Origin of the sequence: Actinomadura chibensis NBRC 106107, from assembly GCF_001552135.1 — a bacterium.
Classification (GTDB): Bacteria; Actinomycetota; Actinomycetes; order Streptosporangiales; family Streptosporangiaceae; genus Spirillospora; species Spirillospora chibensis.
This window is the reverse complement of sequence record NZ_BCQP01000065.1, coordinates 48,888-75,391: the sequence shown is the minus strand read 5'-3', so window position 1 is coordinate 75,391 and position 26,504 is coordinate 48,888. Positions and strand designations below refer to the sequence as shown.

The window sequence follows — 26,504 nt, the reverse complement described above, 5'->3', positions numbered from 1 at the left end:
TCGGGGCGGGCGGGGCCGCGCCCGGACGCTGGAAGCCCAGCTCGGTGTAGGGCGGCGCGGCGGGAGCGTCGCCCCCGTCGTCCTCGATGGGCGGCGAGCCGCCGATCAGCGGGTCTGGGGAGGCGAACGCGGCCTGCTGCCCCGGCCCGGGGCCCGGCCCCGCCGGACCCGGCGCGTTCTCCCAGCCCGGCTGGGCGGGCGGCTGCACGAACGGGCGGTCCGCCCCGGACGGCGTCCCGGGCTGCGGCGACGCGCCCGGCGCGAGCCCCGGCTGGCTCTGCATCACGAACGGGTTCGGCTGCGGCGGCGCCGGGACGGGCGGCGGCGTCGCGGCCGGGACGGCGCCCGTCGCGCGGGCCCGCCCGCGTCCGATCATCCCGGCGATGACCGCGGTCGGGACGGGGAACCCGCGCGGCCGCGCGGGCATCCCGCCGAGCCTGCACCAGGCGAGGTCGACCTCGTACATCGCGGCGAGCAGCGACTCCGCGCCCGGCCCCGACCCGGCGGCCGAGCGCAGCGGCTCGGGGAGGCGCATGTCCTGCGGCCACAGCCGGCGAAGCGGATGCCCCTTCTGCTCCGACACCGCCTGCACCGTGTAGCGGATCTCGGGGTCGAGCCAGGGGACGATGGTGCCCACCATGTCCTTGCGGACGACGTCGAGGTCGGCGGCGAGCAGCGCGGCGGCCACGAGCCGGGGCTCGACGTAGGCGGGTTCGGCGGGATCGCCGGACAGCTCGGCGATCAGCTCGCTGAGCGTGTAGAAGGCGTGCCGGAAGTTGTCGCCGGGCGAGCTCTCGTTGCGCAGCGCGGGCACCAGGTTCGGCGGGCACCGGGTCAGCCACTGCTGGACGATCGCCTGGTCCCCGTACGGCAGGGCGCCGTAGTCGACGGTCGGGTTGGCGAGCGTGGTGCCGAGGATGGCGAGCAGCGCGTCCGCCCTGATCTGGAACCGGACGTCGTCGCGCAGCGCGCTGGCGACGGCCCACATCGTCCGCAGGACGACGACCGCCGCGTCCACCCGGCTCGCGCGCAGCCGCTCGGCGTACAGCCCGACCAGCGTCTCCAGCGGCGGCGGGGTGAGCCAGCGCGGGCCGTCCACCTCGGGGAGCGGACGCGCGCGGTACGGCTTCCACAGGTCGAGCATCTGCGCGTCCAGCCGCGAGTCGAACGCGGGCGCGGACGAGCACCACAGCATCACGCCCCACGCCACCGCCACCGTGGACGGCGTCTCGGCGGTGAACTCGGGCCAGCCGTGCGGGTAGTCGGGCGCGGTCAGCGCGGCGGCCGAGTCGACCGTCGCCCGGACCCGCGCGGTCAGCTCCGTCGCGAAGCCGTGCGCGACGAACGGCAGCCCGGCGGGCGGGTCGTAGGAGAAGTCGGGCCCGGCCGGGACCACGTGCGGCGGCAGCATCGGCACCTGCCCGGCGCCGTGCTGCGCGGGCCGCGCCGCCATCCGGACGGCGGGCGTGCGCGGTGGCGGGCACAGGTACCACTGGCCGTCCGACGGGTGCAGCCGGTACCAGCGGGCCCACGCGCCGAACAGCCACCACGTCCCGTCCGGGAGGACGAGCATGCGGCCGCCGATCGCGTGCTGGCGCTGCTGCGGCGGCGCCGACGGCCACCACGCGGCGGCCACCATCGCCCGCGTGTCCCGCTCTGCCTCCGCGAACGGATCCTGCCCCGCCTGGGGGCTGGGCGGCGGAGCACTGCCATAGCCCGGTCCCCACACCACGCTGGTCATGGTAGTCAGCAGAACGCGGGCGGGGTGCCGCGCCTCTGGACAATCGTCGCGTCCGCGCAGGTCAGGGCGTCAGCAATGGGCTCGGCGAGCGGGCCTGGGATCACTGCCAGACGGCGTCGCGGTGCTGCCGCGCCTTCGCCACGTACACCTCGGACGTGTGCCGCAGGACGAGCCGGTCGTCGTCGGTCAGCTCCCGGACGACCCGTCCCGGCGTCCCGGCGACGAGCACCCCGGACGGGATCGTCCGGCCCGGCGGGACGAGCGCCCCGGCGGCGATCAGCGTCCCGGCGCCGATCCGCGCGCCGTTCAGGACGATCGCGCCGATCCCGATGAGCGAGCCGGTCTCGACGTGCGCGCCGTGCACCATCGCCTTGTGCCCGAGGCTGACCCGGTCCTCCAGGACGGCGGGCGTACCCGGGTCGGCGTGCAGGCAGCTCAGGTCCTGGATGTTGCACTCCTCGCCGACGACGATCTCCTCGTCGTCGCCACGCAGCACCGAGCCGTACCAGACGCTGGACGCCCGGCCCAGCGTCACCCGTCCGACGACGACCGCGCCCGGCGCGACCCACGCGTCCGGGTCGATCTTCGGCCGGTCCTCGCCCAACGCTCCCACGTACCTCGTGTCGCCGCTCATGCCGCCGATGCTAGGACGGCCCCGGCCGCGTCCCCGCACACGGCCCCCGGGATGACCGGCCGGTGGGGGTCCGGTGGGAGTCGGGTCGAATCCGCTTCGACGACACGCCCGCCCATCGCGCGAATTCTCCAGAGATTGGATAGTTTGTCGCTTCTACCAGGTGAAGAAACGGCAGCGAGAGGCGCGTTCCGGTTGCGCGAATGGGGTGGACCGGACAAGAGTCGTCCTGACGTTTCCACATGTGGACCCGCTCAACCGGCGGGTGAGGATCGCAACCGACCCTGACGGGGTGACGACCCCCGCCAACGACCCCCCAAGGCATCATGAGCAACGAAGCCGAAATCCTGCCTAACCTCCTCCAAGAAGAGTCCTTCGAGATCGTCATGCGCGGCTACAACCGCCGCCAGGTCGACGACTACATCGCCCGCGCCCAGCAGAAGCACCGTGAGCTGGAGGCCCGCCTCGCCCGCGCGCAGGACGACTCCGAGCGGCTCCGCCGCGAGATGGCCGAGCTCCGGGAGGCCCGCAAGCCGACCGGCGACGACCTGAGCGACCGGCTCCGCCAGATCATCAACCTCGCCGAGGACGAGGCCCAGGACAAGGTCGCCGAGGCCGAGGCCAAGGGGACGGAGATCCGCAAGGACGCCGAGCAGGAGTCCAAGCGCATCATCGACGACGCGCGCGCGCACGCCGAGAAGAACCTCGCCCAGGCGCAGGAGAAGGCCGAGCACGTGCTCGCGACGGCCAAGAAGGAGTCCGAGAGCGTCCTCGGGTCCGCGAAGCAGGAGGCCGAGCAGACGGTGACGAGCGCGCGGCTGGAGGCCGAGCGCACCCTCACCGCGTCCGAGCGGCGGGCCAGCGTGATCAACGAGGGCGCGACGCAGCGGCTCACCGCGCTCACCAAGAACCACACGCAGGCCCTGCAGCGGCTCACCGAGATCAGCGACACCCTGCACCGCCTCCTCACCGCGGAGAACGAGGCCGGTCCGCTGGAGAAGATGGTCGAGGACGCCGTCCGGCAGAGCGCGCCGCGCAAGCAGCCCGCGTCCCCGCCGCCCGCGAAGCCCGCCCCGGCCGCGGCCAAGCCCGCCGCCGCGCCCGCGCCGCAGAGCGCGCCGTCCATGAAGAAGCCCGAACCGGCCGTCGAGGCCCCGGCCGCCTCGTCGTCGGCTCCGTCGGCCGCGCCGTCAGCGACCCCGTCCGCGGCCCCGCAGCCGCCGAAGTCCCCGCGTCCGGCCGAGGACGCGGTGGGCCCGGCGGCGCCGGCCGTCCCGCCGCAGCAGTCCCGCGGCCCGATCGAGTTGTAACCCGCCCCAGCACCGGAAACGTCAGGCGGGACAGACAGCGCGCGGCGGTGCGCATCGGCTCTCACGGGGCCGGTGCGCACCGCCGCGTCTTTTATAGGATCTTGACGTGAGCAAGAGGACCCACACGCGCCAGGGCACGGCCCGTCCCATCAGGCTCCTCGGAGATCCGGTCCTGCGCACCGAGTGCGACCCGGTCCGGACGTTCGACGCCGCGCTGGAGCGGCTCGTCGACGACATGTTCGTCACCATGTACGAGGAGGACGGCGCGGGCGTCGCCGCCAACCAGGTGGGCGTCGGCCTGCGCGCGTTCGTGTACGACTGCAAGGACGACAAGGGGCGCAGGCACGTCGGCCACGTCGTCAACCCGCGGCTCGTCACCGCCGACGGGGAACTGCTGGTCGAGCCGGAGGGCTGCCTCTCCGTCCCCGGGATGCACTTCGAGACGGCCCGGCACGCGCACGCCGTCGTCGAGGGCGTCGACGTGAAGGGCAGGCCCGTCCGCGTGGAGGGGACGGGGTATTTCGCGCGCTGCCTCCAGCACGAGTGCGGCCACCTCGACGGGAACGTGTACATCGACGTCCTGTCCGGCGACGCGCGCCGGGAGGCGATGCGCGCGATCCGCGCGCTCGACCGCTGACGCCCCCTCACCGTTTTCCAGCGCTGACCCGGCCTTGACCTGGGCCTTAGCCTGGTACTGGGCGGGCGGTTCCGGCTCAGCCCGTTCTCAACCGTTCCTTTGCTCGCATTCAGGGGACATTCAGCTTCGCATGCGAACCTGCGCCCTAACTTGTGAGGGGGACTGTGCCATTGGTTGATCGAACGGCGAACGGCGGCAAACCGGCGGAGGCGACCCTGCTCGTCGTCGAGGACGAGCCCAACATCCTGGAGCTCCTCGCCGGGAGCCTGCGCTTCACCGGGTTCGACGTGGTCACCGCCACCAACGGGGCGGACGCGGTGCAGTCGGCGCGGCGGCACCGGCCGGACCTCATCGTCCTGGACGTGATGCTCCCCGACATCGACGGCTTCGACGTCGCGCGGCGGCTGCGCTCCGGCGGCGACCACACGCCCGTGCTGTTCCTGACCGCGCGGGACGCCGTCCAGGACCGCGTCAAGGGGCTGACGATCGGCGGCGACGACTACGTCACCAAGCCGTTCAGCCTGGAGGAGGTCATCGCCCGCATCCGGGCGGTGCTGCGGCGGTTCCGGGGCGGGGTGAGCGAGCCGCCGCCCCGCATGGTGTTCGCGGACGTCGAACTCGACGAGGACAGCCACGAGGTGTGGCGCGGGGGCCGCGCGATCCAGCTGTCCCCGACCGAGTTCAAGCTGCTGCGCTACTTCATGGCGAACGCGGGGCGCGTCGTGTCGAAGGCGCAGATCCTCGACCACGTCTGGAACTACGACTTCCGCGGCGACGCGGGCATCGTCGAGTCGTACGTCTCGGCGCTGCGCCGCAAGGTCGACAACGCCGAGCCGCGGCTCATCCACACCCTGCGCGGCGTCGGCTACGTGCTGCGCGAGCCCGCGAAACCGGGCTGATGGCGACGCTCGCCCCGGGGCCCGCGGCGGGCGGGCCCCCCGGGTGGTCGCCGCGCGGCCTCGCGGGGCTGTGGGGCCGGACGCCGCTGCGCGTCAAGCTGATCGCCGGGATGCTCGTGCTCGTCACGCTCGGGATGCTGGTGATGAGCGCGGCGGGCGCGTCCGTCCTGCGCCACTACCTGATCGGACGGGCCGACGACCAGTTGCGCGGCTCAGTCGGGCGGACGATCGAGCAGGTCGTCCCGCAGCTGCGGAGCGGCGACGGCCGGATCACGGTGCGGATCCCGAGCGAGATGTACGGGCAGATCCGCACGAACGACGGCCGCGCCGTGGGGTGGAGCGACGCGTGGAGCGAGCCGGGCACGCCGCACCTCCCGGCCGACCTGTCCGGCCGGATCGACCGCCCGTTCACGGTGCGCGGCACGGGCGGCTCCGACGCGGCGTGGCGGATCCTCGCCGAGCCGATCCCCGGCACGGACGGGACGATCATCGTCCTCGCGTTCAGCCTGGACGAGGTCGACCGCACCGTCGGACGGCTCGTCGCGATCGACGCGATCGTCGGGCTGCTGGTGCTGTCGGTGCTGGTCGGGCTCGGGGTGTGGGTCGTGCGGGCGAGCCTGCGGCCGCTCGCCGCGGTGGAGGAGACGGCGGGCGCGATCGCGGCGGGCGACCTGTCGCGGCGCGTCCCGCAGGCCGATCCGCGGACCGAGATGGGACGCCTCGGCCGGTCGCTGAACGTGATGCTGGCGCAGATCGAGTACGCGTTCCGGGCCCGCGCCGAGTCGGAGGCGGCGGCCCGCCACTCCGAGCGGACGGCGCTGTACTCGGAGGAGCGGATGCGCCGGTTCGTCGCGGACGCGAGCCACGAGCTGCGCACCCCGCTCACCGCGATCCGCGGGTTCGCCGAGTTCTACCGGCAGGGCGCGGCCCGCACCCCGGAGGAGACCGACCGGCTGGTGGGGCGGATCGAGGAGATGGCGTCCCGGATGGGCCTGCTCGTCGAGGACCTCCTCCTGCTCGCCCGGCTGGACGGGCAGCGGCCGATCGAGCGGCGTCCGGTGGACCTGCTCGCGGTCGCCGCCGACTGTGTCCAGGAGGCCAGGATCTTGGCACCCGAGCGCTCGATCGACCTGTCTGTCGAGGGCGGTGTGGCGTATCAGGTGCGGGGGGACGAGCCGCGCCTGCGCCAGGTGTTCGGCAACCTGCTGAACAACGCGGTCAAGCACACGCCGGGCGGCACGCCGGTCTCGGTGCGGCTCTCCCCCGGCACGCTGCGCGACGCCCCCGCCGCCGTCGTCGAGGTCGCCGACGAGGGCCCCGGGCTCCAGCCCGACCAGGCGGAACGGGTCTTCGAGCGGTTCTACCGCGCCGACGAGGCGCGCTCCCGGCAGGACGGCGGCGCGGGCCTCGGCCTGTCCATCGTCGCCGCCCTCGTCACCGCGCACGAGGGGCTCGTGGAGGCCGACTCGACGCCGGGCGAGGGCGCGACGTTCCGGGTTGTCCTGCCCCTGGACGACGGCTGACCGCCGTCCCGCGCGGGGCCCGGGGCGTTCAGGCAACGTTCAGGAAATTGCGCTTAGGTAGGACGCACAGGGCGCGCCCCGATCTCGACGGGGACCGGGAGGCCGCGCCCTGGCCAGCCACGACACCGGAACCGCGGCCGGGGACAAGTCCGACTCGCCTCCCGGCCGCGGTTTTCTTGCGGTGTCCGGCGTTCAGCACACTTTCAGGTGAGATCCAGGGACGGTGGAGCCCCCGGACGCATCCTCCAAAGTGACCAGACGACAGGGGATGCAGATGAACGCCGACCGACCCCAACACCCGTGGGACCCCGGAACCCCGGAACACGACCAGTGGACGAACCCCACCTGGGAAAACCCGGACCACACCCCGCCCCCCGCCCCTTCGACGCCGCCCAGCTCCTCAATGCCCTTCGCCCCCTCGACGCCCTCCGCCTCACCGACGCCCCCCGGGCCGTCGACACCCTCCGCCTCCTCGACGCCTCCCAGCCCGTCGACGCCCTTCGGCCCCTCCACGCCCTCCGCCTCATCGACGCCTTCCGGCCCCTCGACGCCTCCCGGGCCGTCGACGCCTTCCGGCCCCTCGATGCCCTTCGGCTCCTCGATGCCGTCCGGGTCTTCCGCGCCGTTCGGGGCCGCGGCACCGCCGCCGCCGGGATATTCGATGTCGTCGCCGGGCGAGCGTCCTCGGATGTTCGGGACGGCCCGGCAGAAGCTCGCGGCGGTGGCCGTCGCGACGGCGCTCGCGATCGCGGCGGGCGGCGCGGGCGCGGCGATCACGACCGCGCTGACCCGCGACGGCACCGGCTACGCGAGCCCGGCCGCCGTGTCCGGGGTGCCCGCGAAGGGCGGCACGACCGCGCAGGTCGCCGCCGCCGTCCAGCCGAGCGTGGTGTCGATCGAGGCGCGGGTGTCCGGCGGGACGAGCGGCGGCTCCGGCGTCATCCTCCGCTCGGACGGCGTGATCCTCACCAACGCGCACGTCGTCTCCGGCGCCCGCGCGGTGTCGGTGAAGTTCAGCGACGGCAGGACGGCCCCCGCCGAGGTGCTCGGCGCCGACCGCGCCGGGGACATCGCGGTCCTCAAGGCGCAGGGCGTGTCCGGGCTGAAGGCGGCCACGCTCGGCGACAGCCGGACCCTGGCCATCGGCGACACCGTCCTCGCCGTGGGCAGCCCGCTCGGCCTGGACGGCTCGGTGACGTCCGGCATCGTCAGCGGCCTCGGCCGCGAGGTGCGCGAGGGCGGCGAGCAGCCGCAGCTCCCGCCCGGACTGCGCGGGCAGCTCTCCGAGCAGCAGCAGACCGTGATCAGCAACGCGATCCAGACCGACGCCGCCATCAACCCCGGGAACTCGGGCGGCGCGCTGGTCAACGCCGCCGGGCAGGTGATCGGCGTGAACACCGCCATCGCCACCTCGGGCAGCAGCTCCGGCAACATCGGCGTCGGGTTCGCGATCCCGATGGACACGGCGAAGAAGGCCGCCGACGCGATCATCGCGGGCGCGTCGGTCTGACCAACGGGGGGATGGGAGCGGCCGCGCGGCCTCCCGCACGGGTCGCGCGGCCGCATACCTCACCCGGTCAGCTCGACCTGGCCACGGCGGCGGGACGGCGGTTCAGCTTCGCCAGCATCCGGCGGGTCGTGTGCAGGTAGTACCGCCTCGGCAGCGTCCGGACGGCCAGCGGGAGCCGCGGGTAGACGACGGCGAGCGTCCCGACGAGGAGCCGGAACCGCCGCTCGCGTCCGGCGTCCCACTTCCACCCGTACTGCTCGCGGATCGGCGCGGGCATCAAGCCCGCCGTGATCAGCCGGATCGCCATCAGCCCGGGCGCGTTCAGCGGCCCGCCCGGCAGCCGCGGCCGCAGCACCTGCGCCGCGATCGCCCGCGACGCGTCGGTGATCTGCAGGCTCTGGACCATGTCCGCGTAGTACTCGCGGAACAGCGGGTACGTGGCGGGCATCCGCTCCTCCGGGCAGCCGAGGATCGTCGCGTAGACCTTGGCCTGCTGGTAGAACTCCTCCAGCTCCGCCGCGTCGAACGTCCGCCGGAACAGGAGCTGGTAGAACTGCACCGCCACCGCGAACAGGGTGGACGCCACCCACACCTGCAACTCCGGGTCGTTCGCCTCGTAGCCGGGCCCGGTGACGCTCTCGTGGCCCTTCCTGACCAGGGCGCTGAACGCCTCGGCCTCCTCCCGCGTGCCGAACTGCACCGCGTACAGCCAGCCCATCGTGTTGCGCAGTCGGCGGAGCGGGTCGTCGGCGGTGTAGCTGTGGTCGTACACGCCCTGCGCCACCCGCGGATGCGCGGTCTGGAGCAGCGACGCCGCGCCGCCCGCCGCGATCAGCGCGCCCTCCCGCGAGACGACGCGGATGAGGTCGTCGTCCGAGAACAGTCCATCGGTCATGGCGATCAGTGTAAGTAAGTACTTTCAGATGTCGAGGGCGGGGGGTTAACGAGACGACAAGATCACTTCTACCCTGCGACAATGGAGACATGCCCGACCAGATCCATGTCCGCGGCTCGATCTCCATCCCGGAGTCCGAGCTGAGCTGGCGTTTCTCGCGTTCCTCGGGTCCGGGCGGGCAGCACGTCAACACGAGCGCCACCGCCGCCGAACTCTCCTTCGACGTCGCGAACTCGCCGTCCCTGCCGGAGCCGCTGCGCTCCCGCGCGCTGGAGCGGCTCGCGTCCCGCCTGGTCCGCGGCGTCCTCACGATCCGCGCCGAGGAGTACCGCTCCCAGCAGCGCAACCGCGACGCCGCCCGCACCCGCCTCGCCACCCTCCTCGCCGACGCCACGGCCCCGCCCCCGAAGAAGCGCGTCCCGAAGAAGATCCCCCGCGGCATCAACGAACGCCGCCTGGAGAACAAGAAACGCCGCTCCGCCCTGAAACGCCAACGCACCACCCGCTGGGACTGACCCGCCGGACGGGGCGTCACACACTGGACGAATCGCCGGTCCCGACTTACCATCGATGATATATATCATCAACGATATGTTCGAGATCGAGATGGAGCCCCAGGTCGTCGAGTGGTTGGACACGTTGAGCTTCGCCCAGTACCAGCGCGTCATGCGCAACGTGGACGACTACCTCGTCGTCCGGGGTGACCTGCTCGACGGAAACCACACCAAGGCGTTACGGGACGGCGTTCGCGAACTGCGGCTGTACCTTGAGGAAACGGCGTGGCGGATCACCTACTGGCTGCCGACCGGGCGAGGACGACTCATCGTGCTGCTGACCGTGTTCCAGAAGGTGAGGAACGACGCGCAGCCGCGCGACGTCGAGCGAGCGGTCACGCTGCGCGGGCTCTGCGAGTCGTCGCATTCGGGACCGGCGGGACACGTCTACGAGAGGAGCCGGTGATGACGGGACACTCCGCGTGGCGGACCTACCGGGAGAAGCGGCTGCGCGAGGACGCGGCGCCGCACCCCGAGTACGACCAGGCGGGCCTTGACCTGCGACTCGGTGACATGGTGCGGGAGCGCCGCATCGAGCTCGGCCTCACCCAGGCCATGGTGGCCGAACGAGCAGGCATCACCCAGCCCGCGCTTTCGCGCATCGAGGGCGGGGGCGGCATCCCCACGTTGGGAATGCTCGACCGCATCGCCAAAGCGATGCACACCACCTTCACGATCACCGTGGGAGACCACGCCGCCTGACCGCGCCACGCGTCGGCAGGACACCGGAGGAGGGCCGGGCCGAGCCTGGGCGGCGACGCACGGCAGGCTCAACCGCCTGCAACCACTCAGTCACGGAGAGTGGTTGGGTGTGCGAGGATGGGGCTCCCCCCGTCCGGCGGCCGTGCCGGAGGACCGTAGAGAGGTAGCATCACCACCATGGCGTCCAAGCCCCTCGCAGAGGTGAGACTCGTTGACCTGGCCACCAAGGAGGACCTGCAGCACCTGGCCACCAAGGACGACGTCGCGGAACTCAGGCAGGAGGTCGGCGACGTCAAGCAGGAGTTGGGGTCGGCCGTGAACCTGCTCATGGGGGAGATCGGCAAGATCGCCGCTCGGCAGGAGGAGATGGCCGGGCACGTCGCGCGTCTGGTCGCCAGGTCCGAGGGTGTGAAGCACTAGTCCGCGTTCAGAGCCGGTGCCCCTGGGAGTGATTCCCAGGGGCATTGCCTTGTTCGCGGGCGCCTGTGTCATACCGGCGGGGGAAAGGGATCGGTCGCGTTGGGGAGGAAGGGCGGGCGCGTCGGGCGGAGCATCGAGGGGTCGGGCCATTCGGGGTCCGGCTGGAACGGACGGGAGTCTCGATGTTCGGCAAGGCGATGAAGTTGGGCGTGCTGGCCATGGCGGGAGTCGCGCTGGTGGCCGCTCCCGTGGCGGCGCAGGAGACGGGAAACACGGCCGGAAAGGTCGCGAAAGGCGCGCGGGTATCAGGGTCCGCGCAGATCAAGTTGACTTTCTCGCCCGATCAGGACGTGCGCGCGTTCACGTTCGACGTGACGGGCGTCCCGTATTCGGAGCCGAAGCAAGGCGCTCCGCAGGGCCTGCCGACCGACGCTCGCGGAACGGTGCAGATCTCCCACCATTCCCCGCGGGAAGGGTGGACGGTGACGTCGAAGGCCAAGGTCGACTGCCTGGTGACGAGTCCCGGAAACGCGACGCTCACGGCGGTCGTCTACGCGGCGGACGAACCGATCAAAGACTGGATCGGCAAGCGCCTCGGTTTCAGCGTCCACGACGGCCGCGGCGGTGAGCCGGACCGGATGGGATTCTCCTGGGCGGTGGTCAACGGCGTCCAGAACGACAAGGGCGAATGGGAGGAGGGAAAGGTCGGGACGTGCATGGGCCCCGCGGCTTTCGCGCCGGTCACCAAGGGCGGTTACCGGGTCGAGCACGCCGATCTGCTACCCCAGCCGAAGTGAGGGTTTGCGGCCGACGCCGCCCCACATGCCGGTCGTGAGGGACGGGGGCGCGCCGGGATCGGGACGCCAGTCCTGCACCGGGACGACACCGGGTTCGAGCAGGTCGAGGCCGTCGAAGAAGCGGCTGACGCCCGCGTGCGTGCGGAAGGTGACGCGGAATCCCATCGCCTTGGTGAGGGCCTTTTCGGCGGCGCCCATCTGCTCCGGCAATTGGTCGATACCCGGATGCGTGATGGCGAGGAAACTGCCCGGCGGAAACGCGTCCATGAGGGTGCGGACGATTTCGCCGGGCTCGTCCTCGTCCGGGACGCAGTGCAGTATCGCGATCAGCAGCAGTCCCACCGGGCGGTCGAGGTCGAGCAGCCCGGACGCGCCTTTCAGGATCAGGCCGGTGTCCCGCAGATCGGCGTCGATGAACGCGGTCGGCGCGCTGACGCCGGACAGCAGCGCCCGCGCGTGAACGAGCACGATCGGGTCGTTGTCGACGTAGACGACCCGGCAGTCGGGATTGACGGCCTGCGCGACGAGATGCGTGTTGTCGGCGGTCGGAATGCCGGTGCCGATGTCGAGGAACTGGGTGATTCCCCGTCCGGCCATGAAGCGAACGGCGCGGCTCAGGAACGCCCGGTTCGCGGTGACTCCGGGCTTGATGGTCGGGGTGGCCGCCATGACCTGCTCGGCGGCGATCCGATCGGACTCGTAATTGTCCTTGCCGCCTAACCAGTAGTCGTAAATCCGGGCGATGTGCGGGGTGGTGATGTCGATGCCCGCCGGTGCGGTCCCGTCCTCGCCGACCATGGAATCAGCCTAGCCCTGACAACGAATGGAAGATCATGTTTCGCCGTTGGTAAATGGCCGACAGCGGCCGCCCCCAAGCCCGGCCGCCCAGGGCCGTGCGCCGCGGTGCTCGGGGAAGCCCGTTGAGCACCGCGGCGCGCGGAATACCGAAGGGGAGCGGACGGGAGTTAGATCTTCTCCCAGAGGGCCGGGACGTTCGGCGGCGTCCAGCCGGGCGCGGCGGTGTGCGCCTGGAGGCAGCGGTACTGCACGCCGTCGTAGGTGACGACGTCACCGACCTTGTAGGAGGCGTCCGCGGCCCAGGTGGTGGAGCCGCCCGGGTCGCCCGGGTCTCCGGGGTCACCCGGGTCGCTGGCCCGGCTGCCGACCTTCACGCCCGCCCAGGCGTTCGCGGTCGCCGTGTACTCCGGGCTGGTCGCCCCGTACAGGGCGGACGCGGCGGCGAGCGTCGCGCGGCGGGCGTCGGCGTAGTCGGTGTTCGAGCGCATCTGCTCGGTCAGCGCCTTGAACCAGATCGCGGCGGCCTTCTCCCGCCCGATGCCGGTGACCGGCTTGCCGTCGGCCGTCGGCGAGTTGTACGACACGCCGTTGATGGTCTTCGCGCCGCTGCCCTCGGACAGCAGGTAGAAGAAGTGGTTCGCGATGCCGGACGAGTAGTGCACGTCCACGTTCCCGGCGTTCGTCGACCAGTTGTCGAGCGAGTTGCCGTCCTTGCTCGGCTTGTCCATGTACCGGAGCGGCTGGCCGTTGCCGAAGATGTTCAGCTTCTCGCCGATGAGGTAGTCGCCGACGTCGCTGGAGTTGTTCGCCCAGAACTCCATGGCGGTCGCCATGATGTCGGACGTCGCCTCGTTCAGACCGCCGGACTCGCCCTGGTAGATGAGGCCCGCGGTGTTGGACGTGACGCCGTGGCTCATCTCGTGGCCCGCGACGTCCAGTTCGGTCAGCGGCGCGTTGTTGCCGGAGCCGTCGCCGTACGTCATGCAGAAGCAGCTGTCGTCCCAGAAGGCGTTGACGTAGTTGCTGCTGTAGTGGACGCGGGAGTAAGCGCCGACGCCGTCGCCGCGGATCCCGGCCCGGCCGAAGACGGTCTTGTAGAAGTCCCACGTCTCGCCCGCGCCGTACGCCGCGTCCACGGCGGCGGTCTGGCTGTTGCTCGGCGAGCCGTTGCCCCACGTGTCGGTGGAGTTGGAGAACAGGGTGCCGCGACCCGACGTGGCCCGGTTCAGGTTCGTCGTGTCGTGGTTGCCGCGGCCGGTGTCGCGCAGCACGTACTGCCCGCCGGACTGGCTGGTGCCGAGCTGGACGGTGCCGGAGTACTGGCTGTTGCCGGTCCCGGTCTGGACGCCCTGCCACTGCGTGATCGTCTTGCCGGTGGCGGCGTCGGTGATGACGTGCAGGCGGTTCGGGGTGCCGTCCTTCTGCGTCCCGCCGACGACGGTCTCCCAGGCCAGGACGGGCTTGGAGCCCTGCATCCAGACGACCTTGCGCGGGGCGACGCTGCCCTTGGCCTTGGGCGTGGCGGGCTTGGTGGACGCGAGGGTCCGCGGCGCCGTGTCCACCTTCAGCTCGGCGGTCAGCCCCTGGGTGACGCCCTCGATCTTGCCGGACGGCGCCCGGTGCACGATGAGGTCGCCGCCGATGACGGGCAGACCCTCGTAGGTGCGCTGGTAGCGGGTGTGGGTGGTGCCGTCCTGGTTCTTGATGACGCTCTTGGCCTGGAGCTCGACCTTGTCGCTGAACTTCAGCTCGGACGCGGTCGTGTCCTCCTGGGCCTTGGCCTTGCCGACGAGAGCCTTGTACTCCTGGGCGCTGACCTTGGCGGGGAGCTGTCCGGGGTCGCCCTGGGAGGGCTTCGCCGGGGCGGCGGACGCCGGTCCCGTCTGGAGGCCGATCGCCGCCATGGCGGCGACGGTGACCAGCGCGGTGCCGGTGGCGACGCGCCTGTGGGCACGTCCTCGGGGTGTGGATCTCACGCGGTGCTCCTTGTCTGCCGGCCGTCTCGGGGTGACGGCCGAGGGGGGTTGCTCTCCGGGCGGACGCGGTCGCGCCCACGGAGCTCCGGAGTGCTGGGAGGCGGTTGACCCGGGAACGATCGCATGCATTTGTGTGCATGTCACCGCAAAGTTCGCGGCTCGCCGGCATCCGTAGGGACATCAGAGGGGAGGCAAGGGAAACCCCTACACACCCCAGGGGTTGACGAGGGTGCGTTATCGGGACAGGGTGGCGCCCGGCCCGTCGAGCCCTCCGCCCAGGAGCGAGCCGAGCTGCGACCGGGAGCGGATCCCGAGCTTTCGGTAGATCCGCGTGAGGGACGCCTCGACGGTCTTCACGCTGAGGAACAACCGGTGCGCCACCTGCTGGTTCGTCGCGCCCTGGCCGACGAGCAGCGCGATCCGCCGCTCGCCCTCGGTCAGCGCGATCTGCGCCGCGGGGACGGGCGCGGCGGGACCGTCCGGGACGCCCGCGTCCGGCCGCGCGAGCCGGTGCCGCGCCTGCTCGGCCCAGGGCCGCGCGCCGCAGCGCAGGAAGATCTCCAGGGCCTCGGCCGCCGTCCGCCGGGCGGGGCCGCCGCGCCGCCGCCGCCGTTCGATCCGGGCCTCCTCCAGCAGGCACTGCCCGACTTCGAGCGGCTGGCCGAGCCGTTCGAAGAGCGCGGCGGCGCGGCGCAGCAGCGCGACGGCCTGGTCGTGCTCGCCGCGCGCCGCGAGCACGCACGCCTCGGCCCGGTCGAGCTGGCCGGTGACGCCGACGCCGCGCGTGCGGTCGCCGACCACGGCGCGCGTCGCGCTGATCACCCGTTCGGCCCGCTCGGTCTCCCCGAGGGACGCGAGCCCTTGCGCGAGGTCGCCGTGCCAGCGAAGCACCATCGGGGACAGGGGTCCGCGCCCATGTTCGTCGGTGGCGAAGCCCAGCGCGTCGATGCGCAAGAGGGTGTCGACTCCCGTACGCACGTCACCCGCGCGCATGTGCGCGACCCCCAGCACGTGGAGCAATCGGCTCTGGAAGATGACGTCGTTCTCCTGCTCGGACGCGCGCAGCCCTTGCTCGGCCAGCGCGGCGGCACGGTCCACACTGCCTCCGGCCAGTTCGGCCAGGGCGCCGTGGTACCAGGCGGGTCCGGGGCTGAGCGCGGCCTGCTCGGTGATGCGCATGGCACGGTCCGCGAAGTCGAGCGCCTCGCGGCAGCGTCCCGTCCGGACCGACACCTCCGACAGGTTGCGCAGGACGTGGACGACCTCTTCGCCCGACCCGCGCTCCACCAGCGCCAGCATGCGCAGCAGTTCCGTACGGGCCTCGGTAAGGCGGTCTTCGAAAATGGCGCAGTAGGCGGCCAGGTATCGGGGCGTTGTATGAAGTTGGCCGTCGAGTGGAGGCTCGGGCAGGCGGCGGGCGCGTTTCAGGTCGCTGGCGTAGTCTCCGCGTCCTTCTAGTAGGGAGATGTTCGCGCGGAGGGCGAGGGCCTTGGCCTCCAATGCCGTGTCGCCTATCGCGCGGGCGTGCGCCAGCGCGCCGTTCGCCTCGTGCTCCGCGCGCTCGGACGCGCCGTTCACGAGCAGCCCGATCGCCATCCGCAACCGGAGCGGGCCGAGGAGCGCGGGGTCGCCGTCCGCGTCGACGAGCGCCGCCGCGAACACCTCGCCCATCTCCGCGAGCCCCTGCCCGGACAGGTCCAGCAGCGCGAGCCGGACCCGGACGCGCTGGCCGCGCGTAGCGTCCGCCGCGAGGACGGCCTCCGCCGCCCGGTGCACGAGGTCGGGCAGCCCGCCGTTCGCGCCCGTCTCGGCCGCCGCGACCAGCCATTCCAGCCGCTCCGCCGCGGGCTCGGCCGGGGACCGGTCGGCGGCCAGCCGGTACAGCTCGGCCGCCATCCGGTGCGAGCCCTGCCGGACGGCCTGCTCCGCCGCCGTCACCAGCGAGTGCGCCAGCTCGGCGTTCGGGCCCGGGTCGGCGAGGGCGCGGTGCCTGGCGCGTCCGGCCGCGTCCGGGACGACGGCCGCGAGCGCCCGGTGCGCCCGCGCGAGGTGCCGCGCGTCGGCGGACTCGGCGAGGACCGTCCCGACCGCGGGCGGCGTGAACCGGATCCCGCCGCCCTCGGTGATCAGCAGGCCGAGCCCGGCGGCGGTGCGGATGTCGCGCGCCGCCTCGGTGCGGCCGGCGCGGCGCAGCAGGTCGGCGGTGGGACGGATGGCGAGCGCGGCCATCAGCAGCGTCTCGTGCGCCTGCGCCGGGAGCCGGGCCAGCCGCTCGGCGATCACCGCCTGGACGCGTTGCGGCAGCGGCGCGGGCCGCCAGTGCCGCGGGATCCGGTCGGTGAACGCGCCGCCGAGCGCCAGCGCGAGGTACGGGTTGCCGCCGGAGTCGGAGTGCAGCGTGTTCACGACGCGCACCGGCAGGCCGTAGCTCTCGAACATCTCCGCCAGCTCGTCCTGGGTCAGCGGCGGGACGGGCAGGTGCAGCGCGTCGGGCGCGGGCGCCCACGGCGCGCTGCCCCCGTCGCCGGCGGCGAAGCCGTCCGGCCAGCGTCCGGCGACGACCGCGCGGACGCCCCGCGACGCGAGCCTGCCCACGGCGTACCGGATGGCGTGCACGGTCTCGGCGTCCAGCCACTGCGCGTCGTCGACGAGCAGCAGCACCGGACGTTCGTCGGCGCACCGCGCGACCAGCCCGCGGAAGGCCAGCCTGCACGCGACGTGGTCCATGCTCGACCGGTCGGTGACCGTCCGGTCGGCGGGCCCTTCGGCCGACCGTCCGGGGGCCCGGTCGGCGGGCGGCGCCGGGTGCGGCGCGGGCAGCCCGGTGAGCCGTTCGCGCGGCAGCTCGGCGGTCAGCGCCCCGGGCAGCTGGTCGAGCAGCTCGGCGAGCCCCGAGCACGGGACCCACCGCTCGGTCTCGGTACCGGCGACGCGCAGCACCAGCTCGCCGCGGGTCGCGGCGGCGGCCCCGACGGCTTCGAGCAGCGCGGTCTTGCCTATGCCGCTCGGTCCCGTGAGGACGACGCCGCCGTTCGCGGCGAGGCGGGACTCCAAGGCCGCGAGCAACGCCGCACGGCCCACCAGCGTCGGCGATGCACCGGTCCTGACCGCGGGCGGTGCGGCACCGACGTCCATAACTCGCTCCCCTCCGGAGGATCGGACGCCGCTCCGACAATAACCACGCGCGGGGACGCTCACAACGATCCCAGTTCCGGGCAGTGGTACGCCCGCCGGACGCTCCCCGGACCAACGCGATCGGTCCAAGACACGCCGCGCGCACAAGCCGCGAACGACGGACCACGCGCGGCGGGACGAGACGGCAGGACGCCCGGAACGGTGTCGTTCCGGGCGTCCTGGTGGAGTCGGTGGGGCGGTTACTCGCCCGACCAGTTCGGCTTGCGCTTCTCGGCGAAGGCGGCCGGGCCCTCCTGCGCGTCCTTGGACGTGAAGACCGGCAGGGTGATCTCCTGCTGCTTCTGCCACATCTCGGCGGCCGTCCAGTCGGCGGACTCCAGGATGACCCGCTTGGTCGCCGTGAGCGCCAGCGGGGCGTTCTCGGCGATCCGCGCGGCGAGCTCCAGCGCCGCGTCGAGCGCGCCGCCCGGCTCGGTCAGCCGGTTGACGAAGCCTAGCTCGGCCATCCGCTCCGCCGGGTAGCGGTCGCCGGTGAGGGCGATCTCCATGGCGATGTGGAACGGGATGCGGCGCGGCAGCCGCAGCAGGCCGCCGCCCGCCGCGACCAGTCCGCGCTTCGGCTCGGGCAGGCCGAACTGCGCGTCCCGGGACGCGACGATCATGTCGCAGGCGAGCGCCAGCTCGCAGCCGCCCGCGAGCGCGTAGCCCTCGATCGCGGCGATCAGCGGCTTGACCGGGGCGCGCTCGGTGATGCCGCCGAGCCCGCGGCCCTCGACGACCGGGGTCTCCCCGGCGAGGAACGCCTTGAGGTCCATGCCGGAGCTGAACGTGCCGCCCGCGCCGGTCAGGATGCCGACGGAGAGGTCCTTGCGGGCGTCCAGCTCGTCGACGGCGGCGGCGATCCCGTGCCCGGCCGCGCCGTTGATCGCGTTGCGCGCCTCGGGACGGTTGATGGTGATGATGAGGACGCCATCGCGTTCCTCGGTCAGAACAGCGTCGGACATTCAGTGCCTCACTTCGGCTGGAAGCGGATACCGCCGTCGAAGCGGATGGTCTCGCCGTTCATGTAGTCGTTCTCGATGAGGGACTTGACGAGGTGCGCGAACTCCGACGCGCGGCCCATCCGCTTCGGGAACGGGACGGGCGCGGCGAGCTTCGCCTTGAACTCCTCCGCCGCCTCCCCCTGGCCGTAGATCGGGGTGTCGATGATGCCGGGGCAGATCGTGTTCACCCGGACGCCGATGGCCGCGAGGTCGCGCGCGGCGGGCAGCGTCATGCCGATGATGCCGCCCTTGGACGCGGAGTAGGCGACCTGCCCGGTCTGGCCCTCGATCCCGGCGACGGACGCGGTGTTGATCACGACCCCGCGGGCGCCGTCGGCGTCCGCGGGCTCGGTCTTGGCGATGGCGGCGGCGCCGATCCGCATCAGGTTGAAGGTGCCGATCAGGTTGATCCGGATGACGGTCTCGTAGGCGGCGAGGTCGTGCGGGGAGCCGTCGCGGTTCACCGTCCGGGACGCCCAGCCGATGCCCGCGCTGTTGACGATGACGCGCAGCGGCGCGCCGGTGTCGACGGCGGCCTGCACGGCCGCCTGCACCTGCTCCTCGTTCGAGACGTCCGTCTTGACGAAGACGCCGCCGACCTCGTCGGCGACGGCCTTGCCCTTGTCCTCGTTGAGGTCGGCGACGACGACCTTGGCGCCTTCGGCGGCCAGCGCGCGGACGGTGGCCTCACCGAGGCCGCTCGCGCCGCCGGATACGACGGCGGAAACTCCGTTCAAGTCCATAGCAGCACCTTAACGTGAGGGACCGAATGTGGTTCGGGGTGATGCTACCCAGCCGCCGCCCGGCGCTCCGCGCACACCCCCGCACAGGCGGCGCGGCCCGCGCGGGCGGGACGGCCGACGCGCCGGGACGGGGCCGTCCACTTTCGGTCGCCGGTGCGCCACCGACAGTGGTAAATGGCGTTATTGGCCATATTTCTCTGTCTGTGATGTACGCCACAACAGTTGTGGGCGCGGATCGAGTTTTCCACAGAACGCCGTTCCACTTCCGCGGGCGGAGGGCGCGGTCGAGGATGGAACCGATCTTCTTTCTGGTTTCGTGACTTAGTTCACATTTCCCGGAATTCGATCAGAATACGCGCAGGCAGCGGCGTTGGCGGGGCGTCCCGCGCCGCTGCCCGCCGGTCCCGAAATGGCCTGGGGGATTTGCCATGCTCGTCGCGTTCTGCATACGTTCCTGCTCGGTTCAAGCGGCACAGCAGGCCGCCCAGATAACAGAACACGCATCCCGACGTGCGGCTGAGGCGCGCACGGCCGTCCTCGATCGGCCGTCGCGAACCCCGCGAGCAGTCCCCCCGGAGGCCGCCGTCGGACGCCGAATCCGTGCAGCCGAGAGGCACGGAACCGGAAGCGTCCTCGAATTCCTCGCAACGCTGTGGAATCGCGCGGTCGCGGCACCATCCCCCCTTGACGAAGTCCTCGGGGGTGACGGCTGCCCGGTAGGCATCACCCGCGAGGTCTGGAGTCATTCTGCATACCCCTCGAATTCCCCTGAAGACCGGAATCACCCACGGTGGCCTCGCGCTCACCGCGACCGCCGCGCTCGGAGCCTCGCTCCTCGCCGCCGGTCCGGCGGGCCCCGCCCAGGCGGCCCCGCCGCAGCGGGCCACCCTCGCGACCGCACCGGTCGCGGCGACGACCTCCACGTCCAAGGCCGCCCGGCAGAAGAAGAGGGCGGCCACCGCGGTGAACTACGCCGCGAAGCAGATCGGCGACCCCTACCGCTACGGCGGCTCGGGTCCCGGCTCGTGGGACTGCTCGGGTCTCGTCGGCGCCTCCTGGCGCAAGGCCGGGGTGAAGCTGCCCCGCACCAGCCAGCAGATGTACCGGGCGGTCAAGAAGAAGGTCTCCTGGAAGGGCGCGGTCAAGGGCGACCTGCTGTTCTTCTACAGCGGCCGGACTCACGTCGGCATCTACGCCGGACACGGCTACATGATCCACGCCCCGAGTTCGGGCAAGCGGGTCAAGAAGATCAAGCTGACCAGCTACTACAAGCGCAACTTCAACGGCGGAGTCCGCCCCGGTCTGTAACGGGGCCCGCTCGACCTGGCGAGGCCCCGCCACCCCCGCACCCCGCGGGGCCTCGCCCCCTCCCCCACCCCCTGCCCTCCCACCGCGCTCGCGGGCCCGCCCGCGGCCACGCTCGCCATTCCATGCGCGACCGTCCTCGCGGTTCCGGACGCGGCCGCGCTCGGGGTCGGCTTTGGGTGGTTGGGGTGTTGAACGGGCTACTTGAGCACGGGGTAGTCGGTGTAGCCGTTGTGGTCGCCGCCGTAGAACGTCGCCGAGTCGGCCTTGTTGTAAGGGCCTCCGGCGCGGATACGGGCGGGCAGGTCCGGGTTGGCGAGCCACAGTTCGCCGAACGCGACCGCGTCGGCCAGGCCCTCGCGCAGCGCCTCGACGCCGTACTCCGGCCTCGACGGGAACGAGTCGGGCGTCGGATGCGGGTTGAGGATCAGCGTGCCCGGCCACTCGGCCCTGATGTGCCGGGTCGTCGTCCGGTCGCCGACCTCCAGGACGTGCAGATAGGCGAGGTCGAGCGGGGCCAGCCCCGCGAGCAGCGCCGAGTACAGCTCGGGCGTGTCGCTCTCGACGACGCCGTTCTCGGTGCCGCCGCCGGGCGACACGCGGAAGCCGACCCGGGCCCCGCCGATCGCGTCGGCGACCGCGCGGGCGACCTCGACGCCGAACCGGGCGCGGTTCTCGACCGTCCCGCCGTAGGCGTCGGTCCGGTGGTTGCTGCCGTCGGCGAGGAACTGGTGGATCAGGTAGCCGTTCGCCCCGTGCAGCTCCACTCCGTCGAATCCCGCCTCGATCGCGTTGCGCGCCGCGGCGGCGAAGTCCTGGACGGTCTCCGCGATCTCGTCCGGGGTCAGCTCGCGCGGCACGGGGTGGTCGAGCATCCCGTCCGGGGTGAAGAGCCGTCCGCCCGACGCGATCGGCGACGGCGCGACCGGCAGCCCGCCGTCCGGGTACAGGACGGGATGCCCGACGCGCCCGGTGTGCATCAACTGGACGAAGATCCGCCCGCCCTCGGCGTGCACGGCGTCGGTCACCGAGCGCCACGCCTTCACCTGGTCGTCGGCGTGCAGCCCCGGAGTCCAGATGTAGCCCTGGCCCCGGACGCTCGGCTGCGTGGCCTCGGAGACGATCAGTCCGGCGGACGCGCGCTGCCGGTAGTAGTCGACGGTCAGCTCGGTCACCTTTCCGTCGTCGACGGCCCGGCTGCGCGTCATCGGCGCCATCACCAACCGGTTGGACAGTTCCAACTTTCCGGTCGACAGCGGCTCGAACAGTTCCCGCATAACGTCCTCCTCAATGGTTCGGGCTGGTCAAGAACGTACGAGCCGTCCGCTACGGAGCGAATCCGTGTGGTTTCAGTAATCCGCCCCGTAGTTTGGATTCGTGCTTTACGGGCGGAACGAAGAACAGGAGCGCATCTCCCGGCTGCTCGCCGAGGCGCGCGACCACCGGCGCAGCGCCGCGCTCGTCCTGCGCGGCGAGGCGGGCATCGGCAAGTCGGCCCTCCTCGCCGAGGCGGCCGCGCTCCTCCCGGCGGACGGCCCGCCGCACGTCATGCGGGTCGCCGGCAACGACGCGGAGTCGGGCATCGCGTTCGCCGGGCTAAGCCAGTTACTCTGGCCCGTCCGCGACCGACTGGACACCCTCCCGCCACCCCAGGCCGCCGCACTACACCTAGCCTTCGGCCTCGCCCCAACCCCCGCCCCAACCCCCGCCCCAGGCGGCGAGCCGAGCACCGCGCCGCGCTCCGAGCCGGGCACCGCGCCGGGCGGCGAGCCGAGCACCGCGCCAAGCTCCGAGCCAGGCACCGCGCCAGGCACCGCGCCGGGCGGCGAGCCGAGCACCGCGCCAAGCTCCGAGCCAGGCTCCGGGCCGGGCACCGCGCCGAGCACCGCGCCGGGCGGTGAGCCGGGCTCCGCCCCGGGCGGCGAGCCGGGCTCCGGGCCGGGCGCCGGGCCGGGCGGCAAGCCGAGCACCGCACCGGACACCGCGCCAGGCACCGCGCCGGGCACCGCACCAAGCCCCGAGCCAGGCTCCGGGCCGCGCTCCGGGCCGGGCACCACGCCAGGCACCGCACCGGGCCGCGAGCCGAGCACCGCGCCAGGCACCGCACCGGGCTCCGAGCCAGGCTCCGGGGCGGGTACCACGCCAGGCACCGAGCCGAGCACCGGGGCGGGCACCGGGGCGGGCACCGGGGCGGGCACCGGGGCGGGCACCGGGGCGGGCACCGGGGCGGGGTTTGGGGTGGGGTTTGGGGGTGTTCGGGATCGGTTTATGACCGGGCTCGCCGTGCTGACGTTGCTCGCCGACCTCGCCGAAGACGGTGGCCCCGTCCTGTGTCTCGTGGACGACGCGCAGTGGCTCGACGTCCCGACCGCCGAGGCGCTGCTCTTCGCGGCGCGGCGGCTGGCGGCGGAGGGCGTCGTGATGCTGTTCGCCACGAGGGACGACGCGTTCACCGGCACCGGGCTGCCCGAGCTGCGACTCGACCGGCTCGGCCGCGACGACGCGGAACGGGTCCTCGGCGGGCGCGAGCTGGCCCCGGACGTCCGCGCCCGGGTGATCCTGGAGGCGGACGGCAACCCGCTCGCCCTGGAGGAGCTGGGCTCCACCGGGTCCGGCGCGCCGCTCGGCCCGAACCCGCTGCCCGTCGCCGACCGGGTGCTCGCCTCGTTCCGCGCGCAGATCGCCCGGCTGCCGGAGAACGCCCGGCTGATGCTGCTGATCGCGGCGGCGGAGGGACGCGGGCACATGCCGACGCTGCTCAGCGCGGCGCGGGTCCTCGGGGTCGGCCTCGCCGACCTGGAGGCGGCCGAACGCGCCCGGCTGGTGGAGGTCACGGGGCGCAGCATCACGTTCCGCCACCCGCTGATCAGGGCGGCGGCGTACCACGGCGCCGTGGCGGCGCGGCGCATCGCCGTCCACCAGGCGCTGGCCGACACCGCGACCGACGACAACTGCCGCGCCCGGCACCGCGCGGCGGCCGTCCTCGCCCCGGACGAGGACGCCGCCGCCGACGTCCAGCGCGCGGCCGAGCGCGCCCGCACGCGCATGGGGTACGCGACGGCGGCGGCGCTCTACCTCCAGGCCGCCGACCTGACGCCCGCCGCGGAGGCCCGCGCGGGACGCCTCAGCGCCGCCGCCTCCCTGACCATGTGCGCGGGACGGCTCGACGAGGCCGAAGAGCTCGCCGTCCAGGCGGAGAAGCTCACCGACGACCCGGCCGAGCGGGCGCGGCTGGCCCGCGTCCACGCCGTGGTGGAGCACGAGCGCGGCGATCCGCGCGCCGCGTCCCGCATGATGGTCGACCACGCGGCGGACGCGTCCCCCGCCGAACGCGCGGAGATGCTGCGCATCGGCGCCGTCTACGGCTGGACGTCCGGCGAGCTGCCCACCGTCCTGCGCGCCGCCGAACTGCTCCCGGACGACCGCACCGTCCGCGGCCTGGCCCTCCTCGCCTCCGGCGACCACGCCGCCGGAATCCCGCTCCTCGCCCAGCTGGTGACCGAGACCCGGACCACCGCGCCCGAACGTCGTCTGAACGCCGCCAACGGCCCGGCCGCCCCCGACGGACGCGTCGACGGCTCTTCGAGCGCGGGAGAACGCGCGGCGCGGGAGAACGCGTCCGCGTTCGACGGCGGGTTTCCGAGCGCGGCAGAGCAGGCGGCGGCGGACGTAAGGGCGACCGGGTTCTACGGCGGGGAGCGTCTTCGGGGCGCGCAGCTCGCGCTCGTCATCGGGGCGGACGAGGCGGCGCTGGATCTGGCGGCGGCCGAGGTGGCGCACCATCGGCGGCACGGCCTGGTCGGCGCGCTCCCGAACGTGCTGCGCACGCTCGCCGAGGCGCAGATCGCGATGGGCCTGCACGCCGACGCGGAGGCCACGGTCGCCGAGGCGGTCGCGCTCGCCCGCGACACCGGCCTGCCGCACCGCGCGGGCGGACTCACCGCCGTCCTGGCGCGCGTCGCCGCGATCGAGGGCGACGAGTCACGGCTGCGCGAACTGGTCGCCGCGGCGCCGCGGGGCCAGCTCACGGACTGCTCGCTGGCCCTCCTCGACCTCGGCCTCGGCCGCTTCGACGACGCGCTCCGGCGGCTGGAGCGGACGGCGTCCGGCCCGCGCAGGCACAGCACCGCCAGCATGCTGGCCGCCGCCGACCACGTCGAGGCGGCGGTGCGCCTCGGCCAGAACGACCGCGCCCGGGAAGCCTTCGAACGGTTCCGCGCGTGGGCCGAGGCGACGCGCCGACCGTGGGCGCTCGCCGTGGCATTGCATTGCGAGGCCCTCCTGACCGACGGCGGGGAATTCTACGAACGGGCCGTCCGGCTGCATGAGGAGTCGGCGCGGCCGTTCGAGAAAGCCCGCACCGAACTGCTTTACGGCGAGTGGCTTCGCCGGGCGCGGCGGCGGTCGGAGGCGCGCGTCCCGCTCCGTTCGGCAATGGAGACATTCGAGCGGCTCCGGGCCGTCCCCTGGCTGGAACGCGCGCGCGCAGAACTGCGCGCCACCGGCGAGTCGGGCCCTTCCGCGCCGGCGGCGCCCGACCTCCTCGCCCGCCTCACCCCGCAGGAATTGCAGGTCGTCCGGCTCGCCGCCGCCGGGACCAGCAGCCGCGAGATAGCCGCGCAACTCTTCCTCAGCCCGCGCACGGTCGAATACCACCTCTACAAGGCGTATCCGAAGCTCGGCATTTCGTCGCGCAAGGAACTCGCCCGGCTCGCCCTGGACGCCCCACCGAAATAGCCTTCGCCGGACAGCCCTGGTCAGAACGCTGCCCGGTACGCGCCCCCGCCAGGTCTAGGAGAGTGTTCGGGCGAGGAAGTCCTCGGTGAGCCGCCACGCGCGGTCGGCGGGACCCGGCTGGTAGAACATCGGCGCCTTGCGGTTGTGGAACGCGTGCCCGCCGTCCTCCTGGACGTGGATCTCCATGTCGTCCCGTCCGGCGACCGCGCGTTCCACCGCCGCGACGTCCTCGCGCGGGATATAGGCGTCGTCGCCGCCGAAATGGAACTGCGCCGGAGCCCGGATGTCGTCCAGCCGGTCGAGCGCGCCCGGCACGCCCGACCCGTAGAACGACACCAGGCAATCGATGTCGGCATTGGCGGCCAGCAGATACGCGAGCGTCCCGCCGAAACAGAAGCCGAGCACGCCGACCCTGCCGACCTCCGGCAGCCCTTTCAGCACGGCAAGCGCGGCCGCCGCGTCCTCGACGCCCTTCTCCCAGTCGAACCGGGAGACCATCGACACCCCTTTCGGGAGCGCCTCCTCATCGTGCGCGGTCGACCATTCCGGCTCGATCCGCCAGAACATGTCGGGCGCGCCCACGACGTATCCGAGCGCGACCAGATCCGCCGCGACGGCCTCCATGTAGTCGCCGACCCCGAAGATCTCCTGGACGAGCAGGATCCCCGGCCCGTCCGCCCCGGAACCCCACACGTGCAGACTGAACTCGCCGTCCTGGACGGCGACCTTCTCGGTACGCCTCATGTCAACCGATGATCGCGTAGACGGCGCTGGCGTGCGCGACGGTCGTCCCGCCGTCCACGGTCATGTCGATCTCCGCGAATGCCAGCGTCCGGCCGAGCTTCGTGACCTCGACGTTCACCATCACGTCGCGGCCGACCACCGGCCGCTGGAACGAGGTGGTGAGCTGGACGGTCGTCATCGGCACGAACCCGCCCTTCGCCCCCGACACGGCGATCACGACGGCCGTGTCCGCCGCCGCCATCAGCGCCTGTCCGGACAGCGCCCCGCCCTCCCTGGCGAGCCGGTCCGACCACGGCAGCCGCAATACCGCCTTCCCGTCCCCCACCTCCTCGACGACCAGGCCCAGGTCCAGGACCCAGGGCGCGAAGTTGGAACGCAGGATTTCTTCGGGCTTCACCGTCACA

General features: G+C 72.8%; 24 protein-coding genes. 12 read left to right on the top strand and 12 right to left on the bottom strand.

The annotated features are described in order from the left end of the window. The coding region (locus ACH01S_RS34130; RefSeq protein ID WP_157406345.1) for a hypothetical protein at positions 1-1,741 on the bottom strand (1,741 nt) is incomplete at its 3' end. Between the two features lie 100 nt (positions 1,742-1,841). After that, entirely contained in the window at positions 1,842-2,375 is a 534-nt protein-coding gene (locus tag ACH01S_RS34125; RefSeq protein ID WP_067901606.1) for a gamma carbonic anhydrase family protein, read from the bottom strand. A gap of 323 nt (positions 2,376-2,698) precedes the next feature. Between ACH01S_RS34125 and ACH01S_RS34120 the strand changes: the two genes are divergently transcribed. The 4 genes from ACH01S_RS34120 to ACH01S_RS34105 all read left to right on the top strand — a co-directional run bounded on the left by ACH01S_RS34120 (position 2,699) and on the right by ACH01S_RS34105 (position 6,741). Then, positions 2,699-3,682 (top strand): DivIVA domain-containing protein, encoded by a 984-nt coding sequence (locus ACH01S_RS34120; protein WP_083981460.1) that lies wholly within the window; start codon positions 2,699-2,701, stop codon positions 3,680-3,682. 106 nt (positions 3,683-3,788) lie between these two features. After that, complete coding sequence (def, locus tag ACH01S_RS34115) at positions 3,789-4,319, top strand: peptide deformylase (protein ID WP_067901603.1); 531 nt, start codon at positions 3,789-3,791, stop codon at positions 4,317-4,319. A gap of 170 nt (positions 4,320-4,489) precedes the next feature. Beyond that, a complete protein-coding gene (locus ACH01S_RS34110; RefSeq protein WP_067901600.1) occupies positions 4,490-5,218 on the top strand; it encodes a response regulator transcription factor in 729 nt (242 codons plus the stop codon). After that, on the top strand, positions 5,218-6,741 hold the full coding sequence (locus ACH01S_RS34105; protein WP_083981459.1) for a sensor histidine kinase: 1,524 nt from the start codon (positions 5,218-5,220) through the stop codon (positions 6,739-6,741). Before ACH01S_RS34110 ends, ACH01S_RS34105 begins: the two co-directional genes overlap by 1 nt. A gap of 192 nt (positions 6,742-6,933) precedes the next feature. On the opposite strand, the gene ACH01S_RS46305 is transcribed toward ACH01S_RS34105, so the two are convergent. After that, positions 6,934-7,518: a hypothetical protein gene (locus ACH01S_RS46305; RefSeq protein WP_246237198.1), complete on the bottom strand. Its 585-nt coding sequence runs from the start codon at positions 7,516-7,518 to the stop codon at positions 6,934-6,936. Here ACH01S_RS46305 and ACH01S_RS34095 point away from each other — a divergent pair. Beyond that, the gene (locus ACH01S_RS34095) at positions 7,463-8,251 is read left to right on the top strand and encodes a S1C family serine protease (RefSeq protein ID WP_246237197.1); all 789 of its coding nucleotides are present in this window, start codon (positions 7,463-7,465) and stop codon (positions 8,249-8,251) included. The two genes, ACH01S_RS46305 and ACH01S_RS34095, sit on opposite strands and share 56 nt — an antisense overlap. 67 nt (positions 8,252-8,318) lie before the next feature. Here the strand turns inward: ACH01S_RS34095 and ACH01S_RS34090 are convergent, their stop codons facing one another. Next, entirely contained in the window at positions 8,319-9,146 is an 828-nt protein-coding gene (locus ACH01S_RS34090) for an oxygenase MpaB family protein (RefSeq protein WP_067901592.1), read from the bottom strand. A gap of 89 nt (positions 9,147-9,235) precedes the next feature. On the opposite strand from ACH01S_RS34090, the gene arfB reads away from it, so the two are divergent. The 5 genes from arfB (at position 9,236) to ACH01S_RS34065 (ending at position 11,619) form a co-directional block, all read left to right on the top strand. Next, positions 9,236-9,661, top strand: a complete 426-nt coding sequence (gene arfB, locus ACH01S_RS34085; RefSeq protein ID WP_067901589.1) for an alternative ribosome rescue aminoacyl-tRNA hydrolase ArfB — start codon at positions 9,236-9,238, stop codon at positions 9,659-9,661. 76 nt (positions 9,662-9,737) lie between these two features. Then, the gene (locus tag ACH01S_RS34080) at positions 9,738-10,106 is read left to right on the top strand and encodes a type II toxin-antitoxin system RelE/ParE family toxin (protein ID WP_083981464.1); all 369 of its coding nucleotides are present in this window, start codon (positions 9,738-9,740) and stop codon (positions 10,104-10,106) included. Further along, a complete protein-coding gene (locus ACH01S_RS34075; protein WP_067901587.1) occupies positions 10,106-10,402 on the top strand; it encodes a helix-turn-helix domain-containing protein in 297 nt (98 codons plus the stop codon). Before ACH01S_RS34080 ends, ACH01S_RS34075 begins: the two co-directional genes overlap by 1 nt. A 177-nt stretch (positions 10,403-10,579) precedes the next feature. Then, positions 10,580-10,822 carry a hypothetical protein gene (locus ACH01S_RS34070; protein ID WP_067901584.1) on the top strand — a complete coding sequence of 81 codons (243 nt, stop codon included), beginning with the start codon at positions 10,580-10,582 and terminating at the stop codon, positions 10,820-10,822. Between the two features lie 182 nt (positions 10,823-11,004). Beyond that, positions 11,005-11,619 carry a hypothetical protein gene (locus ACH01S_RS34065; RefSeq protein ID WP_067901581.1) on the top strand — a complete coding sequence of 205 codons (615 nt, stop codon included), beginning with the start codon at positions 11,005-11,007 and terminating at the stop codon, positions 11,617-11,619. Here the strand turns inward: ACH01S_RS34065 and ACH01S_RS34060 are convergent. The 5 genes from ACH01S_RS34060 to ACH01S_RS34040 form a co-directional block, all read right to left on the bottom strand. Beyond that, entirely contained in the window at positions 11,602-12,417 is an 816-nt protein-coding gene (locus ACH01S_RS34060; protein ID WP_067901578.1) for an SAM-dependent methyltransferase, read from the bottom strand. The genes ACH01S_RS34065 and ACH01S_RS34060 overlap by 18 nt on opposite strands. Positions 12,418-12,584: 167 nt before the next feature. Beyond that, on the bottom strand, positions 12,585-14,393 hold the full coding sequence (locus tag ACH01S_RS34055) for a M4 family metallopeptidase (RefSeq protein WP_083981458.1): 1,809 nt from the start codon (positions 14,391-14,393) through the stop codon (positions 12,585-12,587). 234 nt (positions 14,394-14,627) lie between these two features. After that, complete coding sequence (locus ACH01S_RS34050) at positions 14,628-17,528, bottom strand: helix-turn-helix transcriptional regulator (protein WP_067901570.1); 2,901 nt, start codon at positions 17,526-17,528, stop codon at positions 14,628-14,630. 239 nt (positions 17,529-17,767) lie between these two features. Beyond that, entirely contained in the window at positions 17,768-18,532 is a 765-nt protein-coding gene (locus ACH01S_RS34045) for a crotonase/enoyl-CoA hydratase family protein (RefSeq protein WP_067901567.1), read from the bottom strand. Between the two features lie 8 nt (positions 18,533-18,540). Then, positions 18,541-19,314, bottom strand: a complete 774-nt coding sequence (locus ACH01S_RS34040) for an SDR family NAD(P)-dependent oxidoreductase (protein ID WP_067901566.1) — start codon at positions 19,312-19,314, stop codon at positions 18,541-18,543. A gap of 963 nt (positions 19,315-20,277) precedes the next feature. Here ACH01S_RS34040 and ACH01S_RS34035 point away from each other — a divergent pair. Beyond that, the gene (locus ACH01S_RS34035) at positions 20,278-20,622 is read left to right on the top strand and encodes a C40 family peptidase (RefSeq protein WP_246237196.1); all 345 of its coding nucleotides are present in this window, start codon (positions 20,278-20,280) and stop codon (positions 20,620-20,622) included. Between the two features lie 197 nt (positions 20,623-20,819). Here ACH01S_RS34035 and ACH01S_RS34030 read toward each other — a convergent pair whose 3' ends face one another. Next, positions 20,820-21,896, bottom strand: coding sequence for an alkene reductase (locus ACH01S_RS34030; protein WP_067901560.1), 1,077 nt, complete (start codon positions 21,894-21,896; stop codon positions 20,820-20,822). A gap of 100 nt (positions 21,897-21,996) precedes the next feature. On the opposite strand from ACH01S_RS34030, the gene ACH01S_RS34020 reads away from it, so the two are divergent. After that, a complete protein-coding gene (locus ACH01S_RS34020) occupies positions 21,997-25,356 on the top strand; it encodes a LuxR C-terminal-related transcriptional regulator (RefSeq protein WP_083981457.1) in 3,360 nt (1,119 codons plus the stop codon). Between the two features lie 54 nt (positions 25,357-25,410). Here the strand turns inward: ACH01S_RS34020 and ACH01S_RS34015 are convergent, their stop codons facing one another. Then, positions 25,411-26,100 (bottom strand): dienelactone hydrolase family protein, encoded by a 690-nt coding sequence (locus ACH01S_RS34015; RefSeq protein ID WP_067901552.1) that lies wholly within the window; start codon positions 26,098-26,100, stop codon positions 25,411-25,413. 1 nt (position 26,101) lies between these two features. Continuing rightward, a complete protein-coding gene (locus tag ACH01S_RS34010) occupies positions 26,102-26,503 on the bottom strand; it encodes a PaaI family thioesterase (RefSeq protein WP_218010495.1) in 402 nt (133 codons plus the stop codon). Between the last annotated feature and the right edge of the window lies 1 nt (position 26,504).